We start from the raw sequence: 16576 nt of genomic DNA on the forward strand, positions 1-16576 counted from the left end.
GCTGCGCCTGGCCGCAAAATCGCGCTGGTGAACCCTTCGATCGTTCGCCGCAGCCTATCGATGATTCGTGCGAGACGTGCCGCGGAGCCGCGGGCGCCCACGGGCGCCCACGGGCGCCCGAAACACCGCTGAACAAGAACCAACCGCATTTTTTCAAACTCCCCGGATATGGTGATCCGGCCCAAACCGTGCGACCCTCCACTCATGACAGGAACCAAGCCCATGAAGAGCGCCGCCGAGATCCGCGACTGGATGGTTGATTATCTGGCGAACAACCTCCGCATCGAACGCGCTGCCATCGATCCGAGCACCAGGTTGGACGATTACGGCATGCAATCGATCCTGGCCGCGGCGATGACCCGTGACCTCCAGGACTACGTCGGCTTCGAGCTGCCCCAGAACATCGCCGCTCGCCACCCGACGATCGACGCGCTCGCGCAGGCGCTCGCCGATCCGTCGCTCCAGACATAGAGCGACCCGTCCGCCACACCGACCCCACGGGGCACGTCGTCCCGCCGCCGACCCCAGCCTGCGAGGGCGACCCCGACCGACCCCCTCGGCCACGTCGTCCTGCCTGCCGCCCCATCAGGCGGTCGCAGGCCACCACCGGTCGGACTCCGCCGCCCGGGACCTGTGATACGCTGCGACGAGCATGTGGGACGAGGACGGCGTCCCCGACGACGGGCGGGATGCGATCCAGTGGCTGAACGCCACGCCGTGGATGCGCGCGGCGTTTCCGGGCATGGCCGAGCGGCGTCGTCGCCTGTTGCAGGCGGTCGACTCCCGGCTGCAGGCCAGTGCCCCGGCGCTGGCGAGGCCGACGCGCGCGATCGTGGGTAGCGCCCTGGCCGACCTTCCGGGGGTGCATCACGACGCGGTGGCGCTGCTGATCCGGCGGCTGTCCGAGATCCGCCGGATCGGCGATTCGCTCGAGCTGCAACTGGTGCACTGTCTTATCGCGGCGCTCGACGCATGCACGCCTTCGGACGACGCTCATCCGCTGCTCGCGGGCCTGCGCGCGGCCGGGTGGACCGCCGTCCCGTCGCCGCTGGTCGGTGTCGTCGTCGAGCTGGCGCTGGCGCTGCTGCAATGGCGACAGGGGCGACGCGATGCGCCCGACGACGCGGCCGACGGCTTGCTCGACTTTCGAGGCTTCGAAGTGCAGCTGCATCGACTCGCCGGCGCGGCCGCGGAACAGGTCGGCGCGCCGCCGGGGCTGGCGTGGATCCGCGAGGTGCCCGCGGAGCCCGCCGCGCCCCGCCTCGTCCGCGACCTCCCGCCGGCGGCGCCGTTCCTGGCCGCGGCTCTGCGCGTCGTCTCGCCCGAGGACCCGAGGGCGCTGCCGCTGCTCGAGGCCTACGCCGACGAGTGCCTCCCTGACGAGGCCGAGTTCATCGAGGCGGCGGTGCTCTCGCTCGCGCGGAGCAGCAGCGCCGGCGAGGGCGACCCCTACCTGCGCGCGGCGTTGCGGGCGTGGCAGCGCGGCGACCCCTCGCGGGCCGACGCCCGCAGCGAGGCGGCCTTCTTCGCCGGCGAGGACCCGGCTCGCCGACAGACCGCCGCGGCGCTGCTCGGGCTGCTGCGGCGTCGGTCCGACCCGCAAGCGGCGCGGGCGTGGTGGCTGACGGCGAAGGCCCTGTCCGACGACCGCGACGACGCCTTCGTGCGGGGCCTCCGCGAGCTCCTCGAGGACCCCATGGCGCCGCTCGGGCTCTATTACCTGAGCAGGCCCGATTGGCGCGAGTTCGTCGTTTCGAGCTCGCCGGTTCCCGAGCCGCCCCGGTTCGTCGCCGACGACGGCGAGCTGCGCGAGATCTGGACCTCGCTGGTGCGGGAAGACCTGGGGGTGGCCTACCAGCGCTTCTCGGAGGCCCTCGCGCGGGTGATCGAGGCGCGCGACGTCGCCGAGACGGCCGTGATCTTCGAGGCCCGGCGCGCGACGTGGACGCAGGTGATGCGGGGCCTGGCACCCGATCCGGACGTCGCACTCGACGCCCGGACGCTGACGGCCACTCTGGCGAGCTGGCTGTGCGGCGCGCTCGCCGATCTCCACGATCACACCGGCGATCACGAGCGGTGGTGCAAGTACAAGCGGCGCCAGCTGGCGCTCGAGGACGAGGAGTGGGCGGCTCCCGAGGCGACGCAGAAGGACGCCGGCGCGTGGGTCATGATCAGCGTGGGGGACAAGGGCTTCGATCTCGCGGCGCGCGCTCGCCACTGCATCGAGGAGGCCCAGGACGCGCTGGCGGACGGCCGGTCGGACAAGGCGAGGTTCTGGACCTCGCAGGCCTCGCGTTACCGCGAGCGGTTGCGACGCGGCCCCTGACCACGGCGCCGGCGAGCGCGACGATTCGCCGGCCAAACGACATTACGGTCCGAAGATAGCAAACGACCCGGCGCCGACAACGGGCCGCGCCTGCGCCGGGGCGCACGCCGCCCCGTCGCACCGTATCGACGACATCCGACGAATCGTCGAGTGGTCCGAACGGTGGGCGGGGCGCCGTCCTTGACCGGGGTCCGGCAGCACACGCGGCTCGCTAAATCTCCGTCGTCCAACCGACCGTCAGTCGGAATCGCTCGTTCGATAATGCGCGGTCGACCGCTCGTTTGACCGCGGCAAATAGCCGATCCAAGTGATCCGACGCGGCCATGAACCGGCCGGGTGGAATAGGAGCGAAAATGGAGTTCAGGATCGAGAAATGTGGCGCGGTCGATCTTACTCGGCAGGGGCGCAGCATGGGAACCGGCCTTCTCTTCCGGCTCGACGGGCGCATCGATGCGGGAGGCGGTGACACTCGGCTGTTGCTCCGCCCGAACGACGCTCCCGAGAGATACAGGGGCTTCGTCGCCATGAGCGGGGACGCCGAGATGCGCGAGTGGGAGCAGACGGGCTTCTACATCGGTCGCAACGGCTGGGGCCTCGACTCGTACTTCAGCGTCACGCTGATCCTCTCGCTGTTGCCCGGCCGGAAGCGCACTGCGGTGGCGATGTCGACCTTCGCGCACACGGACGAGAGGGTCCTCGGCTACCATTATCACGGCTTTTGGGCCGACACTTCGACCCCGATCGACTTCCTCGGCATCTGGACCGTCGGGCCTGGCCGCGCGGTGGTCGAGGCGAAGTTCGACATGCCGGAGAACCCCTAGAGCCCACCCTCCCAATGCGGTGACGGGGAGTCGAGGCAGTTCACCGCCCGAAGCGCGCCGCTCTTTACCCGTCGAGGACCATCTCATGAGCCGTCCATCGCAAGGCCCGCCGTCGTTCGTCGGCCCGCTGACGCCCGGACCGGAGCTCGAGGGTGGCGACGGCGGAGACATGACCGTCGTGGACGCGCTCGTGCAGTGTCTGCGACAGCTGGGTGTGAGGCAAGCGTTCGGGGTCGTGGGCGCCGCGGTCGCGCCGTTCTGTGAGGCGCTCGCGCGCAGCTCGATCGAGTACCTCCACTTCCGGCACGAGGCGGGCGCCGCGTTCGCGGCGACCGAGGCCTCCCTGGCGGGTGACCGCGCGACGCTGGTGTTCGCAACCACGGGTCCGGGGCTGACGAACGCCCTCACCGGAATGGCGGCGGCGCGCGCCGAAGGGGCCACTGTGGTGCTCGTCTCCGCCAGCACGTCGCCTCCGCAACGCGGCCGCGGTGCGGCCCAGGAGACGCATGCATCGGTGGGTCCGGTGCCGGGGCTGTGCAGTGCAGGGCCGCTGTTTCACTACGCGCTCGCCCTGGAGCACCCCTCGGAGCTGCACCAGGCGGCGAGCAGGCTCGCGTGCGGCGTGCGGCGGGTCCAGGGGTTCGTCGCGCACCTGAGCCTGCCGGTCTCGATGCAGCGAGTCGCGGCCCCGGCGGCCCCGCACGTCGGGCTGGCGTCGTGGCACTGGCCGACGGCGCCCGGCGCTGCGATCGACGAATGCGTACGGCTGCTGGCACGCTCGCCGTTCGTGATCTGGGTCGGCCACGGGGCGCGGCGCGCGAGCGACCGCGTCCGTCAATTGGTCGACCTCACGGGTGCCCCCGTGATGTGTTCGCCGCGCGGCAAGGGCATCTTCTCCGAGAAGGACCCGCGCTTCATCGGAGTCACCGGCCTGGGCGGCCATGCGGAGCTCGAGAGCTTCATGCGCGAGGCTGCGCCGCAGAACGTCCTCGTGCTCGGGACGCGAATGGGCGAAGGCTCATCGTCGTGGTCGGCGAGCCTGGGGCCCCGGGGCTGCTTCGTGCACGTCGACGTCGACCCGGAGGCTTTCGGCGCCGCGTACCCCGGCGCCCGCACCGTGGCGGTCCAGGCGGAGATCGACGCGTTCCTCCGCGCCCTGCTGGCGGCGTGGCCCGCGGACGCCGAGCGGCAGCCATCGCGGCCGACTCGGCGCGGCGAGCCGAGGAAGAGCTCGGAGCGTGCGCCCGCGGGCGCGGTGCGTCCGCGCGTTCTGATGGCCGAAGTGCAGCACGTCGTCATCGACCGCAGCGACGCCGTGGTCCTGGCCGAGAGCGGCAATTCATTCGCGTGGGCGAACCACTGCTTGCAGTTCGAGAGGCCCGGGCGGTACCGGACCAGCCCGAGCTTCGGCGCGATGGGGCAGATGGCGACGGGGGTCGTCGGAGCGGCGCTCGCTCGCCGCGGCAAGGCGGTCGCGCTCGTCGGCGACGGAGCGATGTTGATGCTCAACGAATTGAGCAGCGCCGTGCAGTACCAGGCCGACGCGGTATGGGTCGTACTCAACGACGCACGCTACAACATGTGCCATCAGGGGATGCAGGCGGCGGGCTGGGAGCCGTTCGGTACGGCGCTCCCCCCGACAGACTTCGTCGCCTTGGCGCGCGCCGTGGGGGCCGATGGCATGCGGGTCGAGCGCGAGCCGGAGTTGCGCGCGGCGTTGGAGGCGGCGATGCGGGCCCGCGGGCCGTTCCTGGTGGACGTACGGATCGAAGTCGACGAGCTCGCGCCGCTCGGAGCGCGCAACCGGACGCTCTTCGGTGCGCCGGGGGACCTGACGTGGGATCGTGCGAGGGGAGCGCCGTGAACCGACGCGCGAGGTTGACAGCGATCGCCGTGGCAGTCCCTGACGCGGTGCGACGCAACGACTACTGGCGCTCCCGGCACGCGGATCTGGTCGCCGCCGCCGAGCGGGAGTTCATCAGCACCCCCTGGCGCGACGACGACGGCTCCGACGCGACACGAATCTTCGACGAAGAGATGCAGCCGTACCTCGGCGACCCGTTCCGCGGCGCCAGAGTTCGCCGCGTGCTGGGTCGCGGGGAGACGGTGCTGGGCCTCGAGTGCCGGGCGGCTCAGCGCGCGCTCGCCTGCGCCGGGGTCGCGCCGCGGGACGTCGACCTGCTCATCGCGTCGTCGTTCCTCTCCGATCAGATCGGGGTCGGGAACGCCGCATTCCTGGCGCGCGAGCTCGGGATGCACGGAGCAGCGTGGAACCTGGAGGCCACCTGCTCGAGCGCTCTGGTCGCCCTGCAGACGGCGTCCGGACTCGTCTGCGCGGGGCAGTACCGGCGCGTGCTGGTGGTGACGTCGTGCAGCTATTCGCGCACGATCGAGGAACGCAACATCCTGGCGTGGACAGTGGGCGACGGCGCGAGCGCTTTCCTGGTCGAGCCCGCCGGCGCCGGCGACGGACTGCTCGGGTTCCACACCATGCACACCGGGGCGACCTGCGGCGCCTTCTCGTACGAGCTGACGCTCGACCCGAGCGGAGCTCCGAGGATCACGATGACCGCGAGCCGCGTCGCCGGGCGAGTGTTGCGAGAGACCTCCGAGTACTATGTCCGCACGTGCTGCGCCCGCGCGCTGCGGGCCGCCGGCGTGGCGGTGCGAGACGTCGCCCTGCTCGTGTGCAACACGCCGACCGCGTGGTTCGCCCGGTTCGCCGCGCGCGTCCTGGGGATCAATCCGGACCACACGGTCGACACGTTCCCGCTCTACGGGAACCTGGGGCCGTCGCTGTGGCCGGTGAACCTGCATCATGCGGCGGCGACGAGGCGCCTTCGCTCCGGGGACCTGGTGCTCCTGTACGCCATCGGCAGCGCCTCGGCCGCGAGCGCGGCGGTGCTCCGTTGGGGTGATGTGCGCGTGGGACCGGCGCCGCAACCGGCTTGAGCCCGAATGCCGCGGCTGTCCGGACGTGAGGTCGACGCGGTGCTGGAGGCGCGACGAGGTCGACGGCTCGGGGCTCCACCAGGAGCCGACGAATGTGCTGAACGACCGCCCTCCCGCCGCGGAGGACGTGCCACGCCTCGCCTACACCCGACAGGTGCTCGAGGAGGTACTTCGGCTGCGTCCGCCGACCCACAGGCCGATCAGCAGCGGCAAGAACCCGTTGAGCACGTTGATGGCCAGCATCGCCTCGTGCGACAGCAGGCCGCGGCCGACCAGCAGGAGCGAGGCCATCAGAATCGCGTGCATCAGCACGCCGGTGACGACGACCCACACGCACTGCGCCGGCCGGATCACGCCCGCGCGGACGGCCGTGCGCAGCGCCCACAGGCTGAGCGGCAGGAACAGCACCACGCTGGTCAGCAGCCCGGGGCCGTAGGCCCGCTGCGCCAGCGAGCTGCCGATGTGGATGAGCCCGTTGATCAGCGGGACGCCCCACGCGCACGCGGCCACCAGCGGGTTGCGCCGGCGGAACACCCACGCGGTGACGAAGGCGATCTGGCAGCCGCCGACGTTGACCGCGCACATGGCCGCCTCGTCGGCGGGGCAGTGCGCCAGGTCGCCGCCGTACCCGAGAGTGCGACACAGCTCGGCGAGGAACGCGTAGCGCCGGCCGAGCAGATCGATCCCGTGCTCCTCGAATTGGTGCACCAGGTACATCGGCCACAAGAGCGCCAGCACCCACGCCGGATCGTGCCAGCGCGGGCCGCGGGCCGCGGGTCGCGGGAGCGCCAGCCAGACCACCAGCACGAGGGCGAGCCCGAGCCCGACGAACGGCCAACCGCGGAGGAACAGCTCCATGCGAAGATCCTCGCCCGCGGGCGAGGGCATGTCGAGCGACCCTGGCGCCCGAATCTCGGACCGATCGAGATTCGCGCGCGGCCAGGGTCTGTGGAGAGGTCTCGCCGCGCTCTCGGCCGCCCGGTCTTCGGCGAGCGGCGCCGTCGAGGTTGCGAAGAATACGCGAGGACCGTCCTTCGATCGCGGCGCGCGAGTCCGCGCGAGCGGCACTCTCACGGCACGTTGGCGGCCGCCGGCGTGAGGTTCTTGGTGAATTTCCAGTCGGTGGCCGAGTTGTTGCCGTCCTGGCCGTTGGGCAATCGCGCGAGAGAGCCGGCCCCCGAGGGGTTGTCGATCACGTTGTTGGGCAGCGCCGCGCCCTCGACCAGGCTGACGTTGCCGAGGCCGGCGATGTTGACCGAGGTGATCGGCCCGTCGTACGACAACGCGTCGACCAGCGTCTGGCCGCTCTTGTCGACGATGGCGATCCCGTCGGGGCTGGTGCCGCCGTTCTGGACGATGCCGTTGGCGATCGTGACCTTGAGGGCCGGCGCCGGGACTGCGAAGTTGGCGTTGGCGAGCACGAGGTACTGGCCGGGCTGGATGGTGCCGGCCAGGTTGATGGTCGCGTAGGTGGAGTTGTTGGCGCCGTTGACGAGCACGACCGCGTGGTTGCTCAGGTCGATCGGCGCGGCCGAGGTGTTGAGCAGCTCGATGAACTCGGCGTTGTCGTTGCTCGGCTGGTCGTAGTCGACCTCGTTGATGACGAGGCCGGAGGTCAGGCACGGCGCGCAGTCCGGCCCGCCGCAGTCGATGCCCGTCTCGCCGCCGTTCTTGACGCCGTCGTCGCAGCTCGAGCCGACGCACGTCCCGCCGGTACAGTCGTGGCCGACGCAGTCGCCGTCGACCTCGCACTGGAGTCCGTCGCCGCACGGGTCGCACGAGTCGCCGCCGCAGTCGACATCGGTCTCGTCGCCGTTCTCGGCCCCGTCGTCGCACAGCGGAATGGCGCACTGGCCCCCGTCGCACACGCCGCTCTCACAGTCCGGCCCGACCTCGCAGCCTAGCGCGTCGCCGCACGGGTCACACTCGGGCCCGCCGCAGTCGACGTCCGTCTCCTCGCCGTTGGCCACGCTGTCGTCGCAGGTCGGCGCCGCGCAGGAGCCGTCGACGCAGCTCTGCGTGGCGCAGTCGACGTCGACCTCGCACGCCTGCGACTCGCCGCAGGCCGGGCAGTCGGCGCCGCCGCAGTCGACGTCCGTCTCGGCGCCGTTCTTGGCCTCGTCGACGCAGGTCGCCGCCGGCGGCCCGCAGACCTGGTCGACGCAGCTCGCCCCGGCGCAGTCGGAGTCGGCGGCGCAGGCCGAGCCGTCGGCGCACGCCGGGCAGCCCGGGCCGCCGCAATCGACGTCGGTCTCGCTTCCGTTGTGCTGGCCGTCCTCGCACGATTCGACGACCCCCGTGGTCGTGCCGGTCGTCGCGTCCGTGCTCGCCTCCGTCGCCGTGGAGGTCGTGCTCGTCGCTTCGTCCTCGGTGGTGGCGACGCCCGTGGTGGGATCGATCGCGGTCGTCGATTCGTCGGACGTCGCCGACATCGAGGTCGTGGTCTGCGTCGCACCGACCGAGGTGATCATCGGCGCGGTCGCGGACCCCTGCGTGGAGTCCATGGAATCGTCGGTGCAGGCCGGCACGAGGAGTAACAACACAGCGAGGCGAGGGGGGAGCGTCGACATGCGCGCGAGCCTAATGGAAGCCGCGCGGCGACGCCCAAGCGCGAGCGCACGCCTTCGCTTCGAGACGACGTCGTGACGCCGTCGTGACCCGTCCTGCGATTGTGTGTCGCCCGGGAATGTGGCCTGTGAATTGCGCCAGCATCGTCGCGTCCGCCCGGGTCTCGCGAATCGGTCGGGCCCCGGGGGAGGCACCCGCGAGCGGTCGAGCTGCCCCGCAGAACGCCGCGAGGACCCGCTGCAGAGGGTCTTCCGGGCCGTCGGCGAGGCGCCGGTCTAGACTCGAAGTCGACGACATCCCTCGCATGTCCGACCTCGAGCTGCACATCCCACCGCCCCGAGAGCTCACGCGAGCGTGGCACCGCTCGGTGACGCTGACCGTCCCTCCTGCCGACGTGCTCGAGCACCTGCGGCAGGTCCTGCCGACCGTCGCGGACGGCCGCTACCGGCCCGTCTTGACGGTCGACGGCGAGACGTTCCGCTGGCAGCTGAGGCCCACGAAGGAAAAGCAGCTCGGGCTGGAGATCTTCGGCGTGCTCCACAAGCGCGACGACGGCGGCTCGCGGCTCGATCTCCACTGGGAGGGCCTGCTCCCCAAGCCCCTGCAGCTCCTCGCCGACCCGCTCCTGATGGGCGCAGCGCTGGCCGTGTTCCTGTTCCTCGCCCTGTCCTGGCCGTTGGCCATCGTGTTCGGCCTGCTCCTCCTCGTGCGAGCCGTGGTGGTGCTCGATCAGGACCGCAGCGACGTCCGCGCCGCGATCGCCGAGATGGTGCGCACGCTCGCCGTCGCAGTCCGACCGCTCGAGCTCCCGGCGGCTCCCGGCTCGTACCGCGAGGCGCACGAGGTCGGCCCCGAGAGCGAGCGAGCGCAACCTTGAAGAAGCTCGCCGGCGACGCGCAGGCCCGGCGGCCCGCGACGCACCAGCGCCGCTAGAACGTCTCCCCGAGGCCGAAGTGCACGGCCCACCGCTGCTGATCCGGCGCGTACTCGGACTCGTTGAGCCGCACGCCGAGGTCGAGGCGGAAGGTGCCGATCGGCGTGGTGAGGCGGACGCCTGGACCGGCCGAATAATTGAGGTGATCGAGGCGGAACTCGTTGATGCCGGCGCGGACGTCGCCGATGTCGAGGAAGGCGACTGCGCTCAGCATGTCCGTCACCTGGACGCGCGCCTCGAGGTTGGCGAGGATCATGGTATTGCCGCCGACGGGGATCGATCTGCAATCCGCTTCGCCGGGGGTGCACCCGACCGGGTACACCTGCGGCGACAGCCGTCGCAAGCCCCAGCCCCGGACGGTGTCGGCGCCGCCGAGGTAGAAGCGCAGGTCCAGCGGAGCGCCGCCCCGGGGGCCGAACGGAAAGATCCATCCGAGCTCGATCCGCCCGGCGAACGTCAGCCGCCGGTGAGGCGTCCAGTACAGGCGCAGGCTGGGGCGCACCCGGTGCGCAGTGAAGTCGCCGCCGAGCCCGCTGAGGTCGTAGATCAGGCCCAGGATCGCGCCGTTCTTCGGTTGCAGGACCGAGTCCGTCAGATAGAGGCGGACCGACGGTTCGATGTAGCTCAAGAAGTAAGGGTCGCGGAAATCGAGGCCGAGGATCGTGTCCTGGGAAGAGATCGTCGGAGAGACGTTGAAGAAGTCGACGAAGCGGAAGTTGTAGGAGATCTCGGTCTCGACGAAGCGGCTGAAGAACCGCGACAGGCCCGCCCGCAGCGTCGGGCTGTAGAACTGATATCCCTCCCAGATCCCGAGCTCGAAGGCCGGGGTCAAGGTCGCGGTCGTACGCTTCTCGATCAGCCCCTTCTGGCGGAAGCTCAGGTCCAGCTTGGCGATCGGGCCGTGCTCGCGCGGATTGAGCATGCTCGGGAGCTCCGCGTAGCCGGCGCGCGCGTTGAGGTCGAATCGCGTGAGGTTGGCGCCGAGGTTGCGGTGGGTGTAGAGCAGGCTGCCGCGCTGCTCCCACCGGACCGGGTCGAGGCCGAAGCCCGCGCCCAGCTTGATCGACTGCGGCCGGCTCGGGCGCGCCTCGACCACGAGGTCGAGCTTGTTCGTCCCCTGCGGCCCGTCGCGGGTGTGGACAGTGACGGTGTCGAACACGTCGAGGGCGTACACGGCCGACTCGACCTTGCGCACGAGCTGCGGCGAGTAAGGCCTGCCCGGCGCATAGTCGACTTCGTTGCGGACGAAGCGCTCGGGGATCGGGCCGAGGCCCTCGAAGCGGAGCTTCCCGACCCTGAAGAACCGCCCCGGACGCACGACGAACCGGACATCCGCGGAGCTGCCGGGCACCACGACGGCCGACTCTTTCACCTCGGCGTGCGCGTAGCCGGCCGCCTGAAGGGTCTGCTGCAGGTGATCGACCGAGCGGTTGAGGGCGGGGATCTCGAAGGTACGATCCTCGCGGAGCTCGATCTGCTTGCGCAGCGCCGACTCGGTGACCCTCCGGTCGCGCGGACCGGACGGCGGACCGGCGGGGAACTCGAGGCGAACGCTGCGAACCGGCGTCGGCTGCCCCTCCCGCACCTCCACCCGGATCGTCACGGCGTCGCGCCGTCGACACCGCCGGTGCCGTCGTCGCGGCGTGATCGAGACGACCTGGGCCTCGTAGTAGCCGTACGCGGCGTACACCGCGACGATGCGCTCGGCGTCGATCGGCAGGTTGGCCTCGAGGAACTCGAAGCGCTGCCTCCACGGCAACCGCGAGGTCTCGCCCATGTACAGGTATTTGAGGAGCTCCTTCTTCTTGAATCGCTCGACGCCGACGAACTCGATCGCGGTGATGTCGGCGGTCGAGCCGCGGACATCCTCCTTGTGCGCGCACGCCCCGAGCACGAGCGCCGCGCCGGCGAAGCAGGCCGCGATCGTGCGGTCCGCTCGCCTGCGTGGAGCCTCCGGCGAGCAGGCGGACGAGTTCGTCGCGCGCGACGGGGTCGTGGCTGTGACGCGATCCATTCGCTCGGTTGAACGCCCGGTCGAGCGGATACCTCGGCCCGGCCGTTTCGCAAGCGTGCGCGCGCCCCCGCGGTCGGGACCGACTTCGCCGAGCCGGTGACACCTCGGCGATGCACGAGGACGGCTCGGCTCGCTGCCTCATTCGCATGGCGCGCCGCTCTCCGCTGTGCGTAGCGCCGGCAGTGGGAGCGGCCGGCGCCGGCGCGCGGGCCCGAATGCGCAGCCACGAGGGAAGCCACCAGCCGCCGGGGAGGCCTGACGTGGCTTCATGATCGGGTCGATGTTCCTCATCGTTGCGTGCGCCGCGAATGCCGTCGAGCGCGACGGCCTTGTCCTCGAGCGGGACAACACGGAAGCGCTGCCAAGTGCGCTTATTCGCCGCGCGGCGTTCGACTTCAACGGCTACTGGATGCACCCGGACTTGCGGCCATCCAGCTCGTTGTCGGTCTCGAAGCGTGCGCTCTTCCAGCTGTTCACGCAGGTGGGGTTGGAGTCAGCCATGTCGAAGATCATGTTGCCCAGGGCAAAGTTGGCCAAAAGATCGTTATCGATGGCACCAGCGGCCAAGTCGATGCCAATGGCGCCGTTCTCCTCGGCGGTGTTGGCCTGGAGGACGTTGTCATCCCCGTCCACCTCGATCCCGTCATACCCATTGTTGCGGGCGAAGACGGCGTGAATCACGTTGTCGTGGCTGTGCTCGTCGACGAGGATTCCGTCGGCGCCGTTGAGGTCGTACGTACCGTTCCGGATGAGGACACCACTGCTGCCGAACAGAGCGATCCCGTTGAGTCCGTTCCCGGACGCGGCGACGGGTCCGAAGGTGACGTCGACGGAGCCGAACACGTCGATGCCATCCATGGCGCTGTCTTCGACCCTGGTGTTCATGACGGAGACGTGGCTCGCGTCCTCGATACGCATGCCGGTGTTGAAGCCCTGGACGAACATGTTGTGGATGACGACATCCGCCAGCGGCCCTTGCAGCACGATGCCGGCGCCGGTGCCCGTCGTGCTGGTAATCCGATGGTGGCCTCCGTTGAGCTGGACGTTGCCCACCGTGATGACGATGCCGTCCCCCTCACAGCTCAGGTCGTCGGTGAGCAGGTAAATCCCTGCCGTGTCGATCGTCGAGCAGCTCTCGATCTTCGTCACCTTTGCGCTGGCTGGGGCCGCGCTCAGCAGGATGCTCGCAAGCCCGGCGAGAATCGTCAGTCGCGGCGTGGTACGGTGGATGGCATTTCGTGCGCTGGTCCTCATTGCTTTCCCCTCCCTGTTCGCGGAGCCCGTAGTGACAGCATTCCGAGCCCTCCGCTCGCGGGTAGCAAAAGTTGTAGCCCCTCCGCTCGCCGTCAAGCCGGTTTGCCCGGAGTCTCCGGGAGCGAGAGATCGATGCATCCGTCAAGCATTGCGCCGCGAGTTCGACACGCGCGGACGTCAGGTGCGTGGTGCCCGCCGGGATGCGACCGGCCACGCGCACGTCATGATGGCGCGAGCGATCCAGCGGATCCGGCTCGGCGCGAGAAGACACAGATCCCGCGCCGGCACATGACATCGCGCACAGCCAGAGAGCGTCGCGCTGACGCCGTCCGCTTCGAGGCCGAAGTGCAACGCTCGCCGTGCGGGTGGCGTGAATGTCGAGAGCGGCATTGCGGCGACTGCATCACCGAAAGTCGCAGGCCGGGCGTTCGACGTCCTGCCATGACACCCGCGAGCCGTGAACGCGAGCCTCGCCGTGCTCGCGAGCGAGTCGTCGCCCGAGCCGTCGTCGGCGCTTCGCGTGGACCTCGCGGCCCACGCGTTCTCCGCCGCGCGGACGTCTCGGCGGCTCTCCGCCGCCCCGGCCGTCTGCCTGCGCACGCGCGGGCGACGTCGGCCGCGCCGCCGATCGCGGCTACCCTCCTGCCAGCGATGCCACGGCCCGACGACCTCGCCGCTGCCCCCTCCGCCATGCGCTGCGTCCGTGTGCGCGGCGCCCGCGAGCACAACCTCAAGAACGTCGACGTCGACGTCCCGCGCGACGCCTTCGTCGTCTTCTCCGGCGTGTCGGGCTCGGGCAAGTCCTCGCTCGCGTTCGGCACCCTCTACGCCGAGGCGCAGCGGCGCTACTTCGAGTCGGTCGCGCCCTACGCCCGCCGCCTCATCGATCAGGTGGGCGTCCCCGACGTCGACAGCATCGACGGCTTGCCGCCCGCGGTGGCCCTGCAGCAGCAGCGCGGCGCGCCGAGCGTGCGCTCCTCGGTCGGCAGCGTGACGACGATCTCGAGCCAGGTGCGGCTCCTGTATTCGCGGGCCGGCAGCTATCCGGCGAAGCAGCCGATGCTGTACGCCGAGGACTTCTCGCCCAACACCAGCCAGGGCGCGTGTCCCCACTGTCACGGCCTCGGTCACGTCTACGACGTCACCGAGCGTGCCATGGTGCCCGACGACAGCAAGTCGATCCGCGAGCGGGCGATCGCCTCGTGGCCGCCGGCCTGGCACGGCCAGAACCTGCGCGACATCCTCGTGACCCTCGGCCACGACGTCGACCGGCCGTGGCGCGAGCTGCCGAAGAAGGACCGCGACTGGATCCTCTACACCGAGGAGCAGCCGACGGTGCCGGTGTACGCCGGCTTCTCGCCGGCCGAGACGCGGGCGGCGCTGCGCAAGAAGCTCGAGCCGAGCTACCAGGGCACCTTCATGGGCGCGCGCCGCTACGTGCTCCACACCTTCGCCACCACCCAGAGCGCGCTGATGAAGCGGCGCGTCGCGCGGTTCATGACCGGCACGGTCTGCCCGGTGTGTCACGGCAAGCGCCTCAAGCCCGAGGCGCTGGCCGTGACCTTCGCCGGGCTCGACATCGGCGAGCTGTCGCAGCTGCCCCTCGATCGCCTGGCGGAGGTGCTCGCACCGGCCGCGGAGGGCCGCTTCGACGAGGCCCCTGCGGGCAAGAAGTCCGGCGTGAGCCGGGCGGCCGCGCGCCGCGACACCGCGCGACGTGTCGCCGCCGGCGGCTCGGCCCACGCCGGCGCGCCCGACGTGCGCCGGACCCCTGATTCGTCGCCCGAGAAGCGGCTCGCCGCCCAGCGCATCGCCCACGATCTGCTGGGGCGGATCGCCACGCTGCAGCAGCTCGGCCTCGGCTATTTGGCGCTCGATCGCAGCACCCCGACCCTGTCCTCCGGTGAATTGCAGCGGCTGCGGCTGGCGACCCAGCTGCACTCGAACCTGTTCGGCGTGGTGTACGTGCTCGACGAGCCGACCGCCGGCCTGCACCCGGCCGACAACGAGGCGTTGCTGCAGGCGCTCGAACAACTTCGACGCGCCGGCAATTCGTTGTTCGTCGTCGAGCACGACCTCGACACCATGCGGCGCGCCGACTGGTTGGTGGACGTCGGGCCGGGCGCCGGCGAGCACGGCGGCGAGGTGCTCTACAGCGGGCCGCCGGCGGGCCTCGCGGGCGTGTCCGGCTCGCAGACCGCCCGCTACCTGTTCGCGCCGCCGGCGGCGGAGACGAGGACGCCGCGCGAGCCGGTCGGCTGGCTCGAGCTGCGCGGCGTCACCCGCAACAACCTGCGCGGCCTCGACGTCCGCTTCCCGCTCGGCGCCCTGACTGCGGTCACCGGCGTGTCCGGTTCGGGCAAGTCGAGCCTCGTCAGTCAGGCGCTGGTCGAGCTGGTCGGCGAGCGCCTCGGCCAGGCGGTGGCCGCGGAGGAGGACGAGGACGACGCCGCGGGGCCGCGCGTGGCGACCGCGACGACCGGCAGGATCCACGCCGGCCTCGAGGGCCTGAAGCGGCTCGTGCGGGTCGACCAGCGGCCGATCGGTCGCACCCCGCGCTCGAACCTCGCCACCTACACCGGCCTGTTCGACGCGGTGCGCAAGCTGTTCGCCGCCACGCCGACGGCGCGATCGCGGCGCTACGACGCCGGGCGCTTCTCGTTCAACGTCGCCGGCGGCCGCTGCGACACCTGCGAGGGCGAGGGCTTCGTCAGCGTCGAGCTGCTGTTCATGCCGAGCGTGTACGCCCCGTGCCCGACCTGCCAGGGCGCGCGCTACAACGAGAAGACGCTGCAGGTGACGTGGGGCGGCAAGAACATCGCCGAGGTCCTGCGCATGACCGTCGACGAGGCGCGCGACTTCTTCGCCGAAGAACCCTCGGTGCACCGGCCGCTCGCGCTGCTTCACGACATCGGCCTCGGCTACCTCCGGCTCGGCCAGCCCGCCACCGAGCTGTCGGGCGGCGAGGCCCAGCGGATCAAGCTGGCGACCGAGCTCCAGCGGGCGCAGCGCGGCGACACCCTGTACGTCCTCGACGAGCCGAGCACGGGCCTCCACCCGGCCGACGTCGACAAGCTGATGGCGCGCCTGCAGGGCCTGGTCGACGCCGGCAATACGGTGGTGCTGGTCGAGCACGACCTGCGGATCGTCGCCGCCAGCGACTGGGTGATCGACATCGGCCCCGGCGCGGGCGAGGCCGGCGGCCGCGTGGTCGCCAGCGGGCCGCCGCAGGTCGTGTGCGCGGTGAAGGAGAGCCGCACTGCCCCCTATCTGCGGCGGCAGTTCGGCGAGGCGCGCGAGCGCGGCTGAAAGCGCCTCGCGGCCGCGCGGGCGATGACTCGGAGGACCTGGGGTCGTCGACACGCGGCCAGTTCCGCGCGGGACGACCGCGCCGGGCGATCGTATCGATGGATCCCGGCAGCTCCATGAAGCATGGCGCCGCCGAATCGACCGGTCCCCGGCAATTGTGCCGAACATTCAGCGAGTGGTCGAACGATCACGCCCGCTCGCGCATAGGGGGTCGATCCTGACGACGACGGCACCTCATCGAGATGCCCGGGCACCGGCGATTGTCGGGCGGAATGCAGCGAACGGTCGAACGATCGCGCCAGTAGGAGTAACGCCATCGGCGGCCTCCGAGACGCCCCGAGCGAATGGCGTGAGACGATCTGCAGGCGGCGGCGCGGCGATGCCTTGACTATCGTGCG

The 16576-nt window shown here is 70.9% G+C and carries 11 protein-coding genes; 7 read left to right on the forward strand and 4 right to left on the reverse strand.

The window, feature by feature from the left end; all coding sequences use genetic code 11:
* Positions 1–222 precede the first annotated feature (222 nt).
* The 5 genes from O0S08_RS34125 (at position 223) to O0S08_RS34145 (ending at position 6099) form a co-directional block, all read left to right on the forward strand.
* Complete coding sequence (locus O0S08_RS34125; protein ID WP_269033616.1) at positions 223–471, forward strand: acyl carrier protein; 249 nt, start codon at positions 223–225, stop codon at positions 469–471.
* Between the two features lie 181 nt (positions 472–652).
* Positions 653–2326, forward strand: a complete 1674-nt coding sequence (locus tag O0S08_RS34130; protein ID WP_269033617.1) for a hypothetical protein — start codon at positions 653–655, stop codon at positions 2324–2326.
* Between the two features lie 524 nt (positions 2327–2850).
* Positions 2851–3147 (forward strand): hypothetical protein, encoded by a 297-nt coding sequence (locus O0S08_RS34135; RefSeq protein WP_269033618.1) that lies wholly within the window; start codon positions 2851–2853, stop codon positions 3145–3147.
* A gap of 169 nt (positions 3148–3316) precedes the next feature.
* A complete protein-coding gene (locus tag O0S08_RS34140) occupies positions 3317–5011 on the forward strand; it encodes a thiamine pyrophosphate-dependent enzyme (protein WP_371879567.1) in 1695 nt (564 codons plus the stop codon).
* 47 nt (positions 5012–5058) lie between these two features.
* Positions 5059–6099, forward strand: coding sequence for a 3-oxoacyl-ACP synthase III family protein (locus tag O0S08_RS34145; protein WP_269033620.1), 1041 nt, complete (start codon positions 5059–5061; stop codon positions 6097–6099).
* Between the two features lie 141 nt (positions 6100–6240).
* Here the strand turns inward: O0S08_RS34145 and O0S08_RS34150 are convergent, their stop codons facing one another.
* The gene (locus O0S08_RS34150) at positions 6241–6957 is read right to left on the reverse strand and encodes an HXXEE domain-containing protein (protein ID WP_269033621.1); all 717 of its coding nucleotides are present in this window, start codon (positions 6955–6957) and stop codon (positions 6241–6243) included.
* 212 nt (positions 6958–7169) lie between these two features.
* On the reverse strand, positions 7170–8669 hold the full coding sequence (locus O0S08_RS34155; protein ID WP_269033622.1) for a lamin tail domain-containing protein: 1500 nt from the start codon (positions 8667–8669) through the stop codon (positions 7170–7172).
* A 302-nt stretch (positions 8670–8971) separates the two neighbouring features.
* On the opposite strand from O0S08_RS34155, the gene O0S08_RS34160 reads away from it, so the two are divergent.
* Positions 8972–9544 (forward strand): hypothetical protein, encoded by a 573-nt coding sequence (locus tag O0S08_RS34160; protein ID WP_269033623.1) that lies wholly within the window; start codon positions 8972–8974, stop codon positions 9542–9544.
* 52 nt (positions 9545–9596) lie between these two features.
* Here the strand turns inward: O0S08_RS34160 and O0S08_RS34165 are convergent, their stop codons facing one another.
* A complete protein-coding gene (locus O0S08_RS34165; protein ID WP_269033624.1) occupies positions 9597–11615 on the reverse strand; it encodes a BamA/OMP85 family outer membrane protein in 2019 nt (672 codons plus the stop codon).
* 402 nt (positions 11616–12017) lie between these two features.
* The gene (locus tag O0S08_RS34170; RefSeq protein WP_269033625.1) at positions 12018–12869 is read right to left on the reverse strand and encodes a right-handed parallel beta-helix repeat-containing protein; all 852 of its coding nucleotides are present in this window, start codon (positions 12867–12869) and stop codon (positions 12018–12020) included.
* 651 nt (positions 12870–13520) lie between these two features.
* Here O0S08_RS34170 and O0S08_RS34175 point away from each other — a divergent pair.
* On the forward strand, positions 13521–16178 hold the full coding sequence (locus tag O0S08_RS34175) for an excinuclease ABC subunit UvrA (RefSeq protein WP_269033626.1): 2658 nt from the start codon (positions 13521–13523) through the stop codon (positions 16176–16178).
* The last annotated feature ends 398 nt before the right edge of the window (positions 16179–16576 follow it).

The sequence above is a fragment of the Nannocystis punicea genome, from assembly GCF_026965555.1.
GTDB lineage: Bacteria > Myxococcota_A > Polyangia > Nannocystales > Nannocystaceae > Nannocystis > Nannocystis punicea.

Coding starts and splice junctions, on each gene's coding strand:
- O0S08_RS34125 (WP_269033616.1), top strand. CDS start 223: ATGAAGAGCGCCGCCGAGATCCGCGACTGGATGGTTGATTATCTGGCG.
- O0S08_RS34130 (WP_269033617.1), top strand. CDS start 653: ATGTGGGACGAGGACGGCGTCCCCGACGACGGGCGGGATGCGATCCAG.
- O0S08_RS34135 (WP_269033618.1), top strand. CDS start 2,851: ATGAGCGGGGACGCCGAGATGCGCGAGTGGGAGCAGACGGGCTTCTAC.
- O0S08_RS34140 (WP_371879567.1), top strand. CDS start 3,317: ATGACCGTCGTGGACGCGCTCGTGCAGTGTCTGCGACAGCTGGGTGTG.
- O0S08_RS34150 (WP_269033621.1), bottom strand. CDS start 6,957: ATGGAGCTGTTCCTCCGCGGTTGGCCGTTCGTCGGGCTCGGGCTCGCC.
- O0S08_RS34155 (WP_269033622.1), bottom strand. CDS start 8,669: ATGTCGACGCTCCCCCCTCGCCTCGCTGTGTTGTTACTCCTCGTGCCG.
- O0S08_RS34160 (WP_269033623.1), top strand. CDS start 8,972: ATGTCCGACCTCGAGCTGCACATCCCACCGCCCCGAGAGCTCACGCGA.
- O0S08_RS34165 (WP_269033624.1), bottom strand. CDS start 11,615: ATGGATCGCGTCACAGCCACGACCCCGTCGCGCGCGACGAACTCGTCC.
- O0S08_RS34170 (WP_269033625.1), bottom strand. CDS start 12,869: ATGAGGACCAGCGCACGAAATGCCATCCACCGTACCACGCCGCGACTG.
- O0S08_RS34175 (WP_269033626.1), top strand. CDS start 13,521: ATGCCACGGCCCGACGACCTCGCCGCTGCCCCCTCCGCCATGCGCTGC.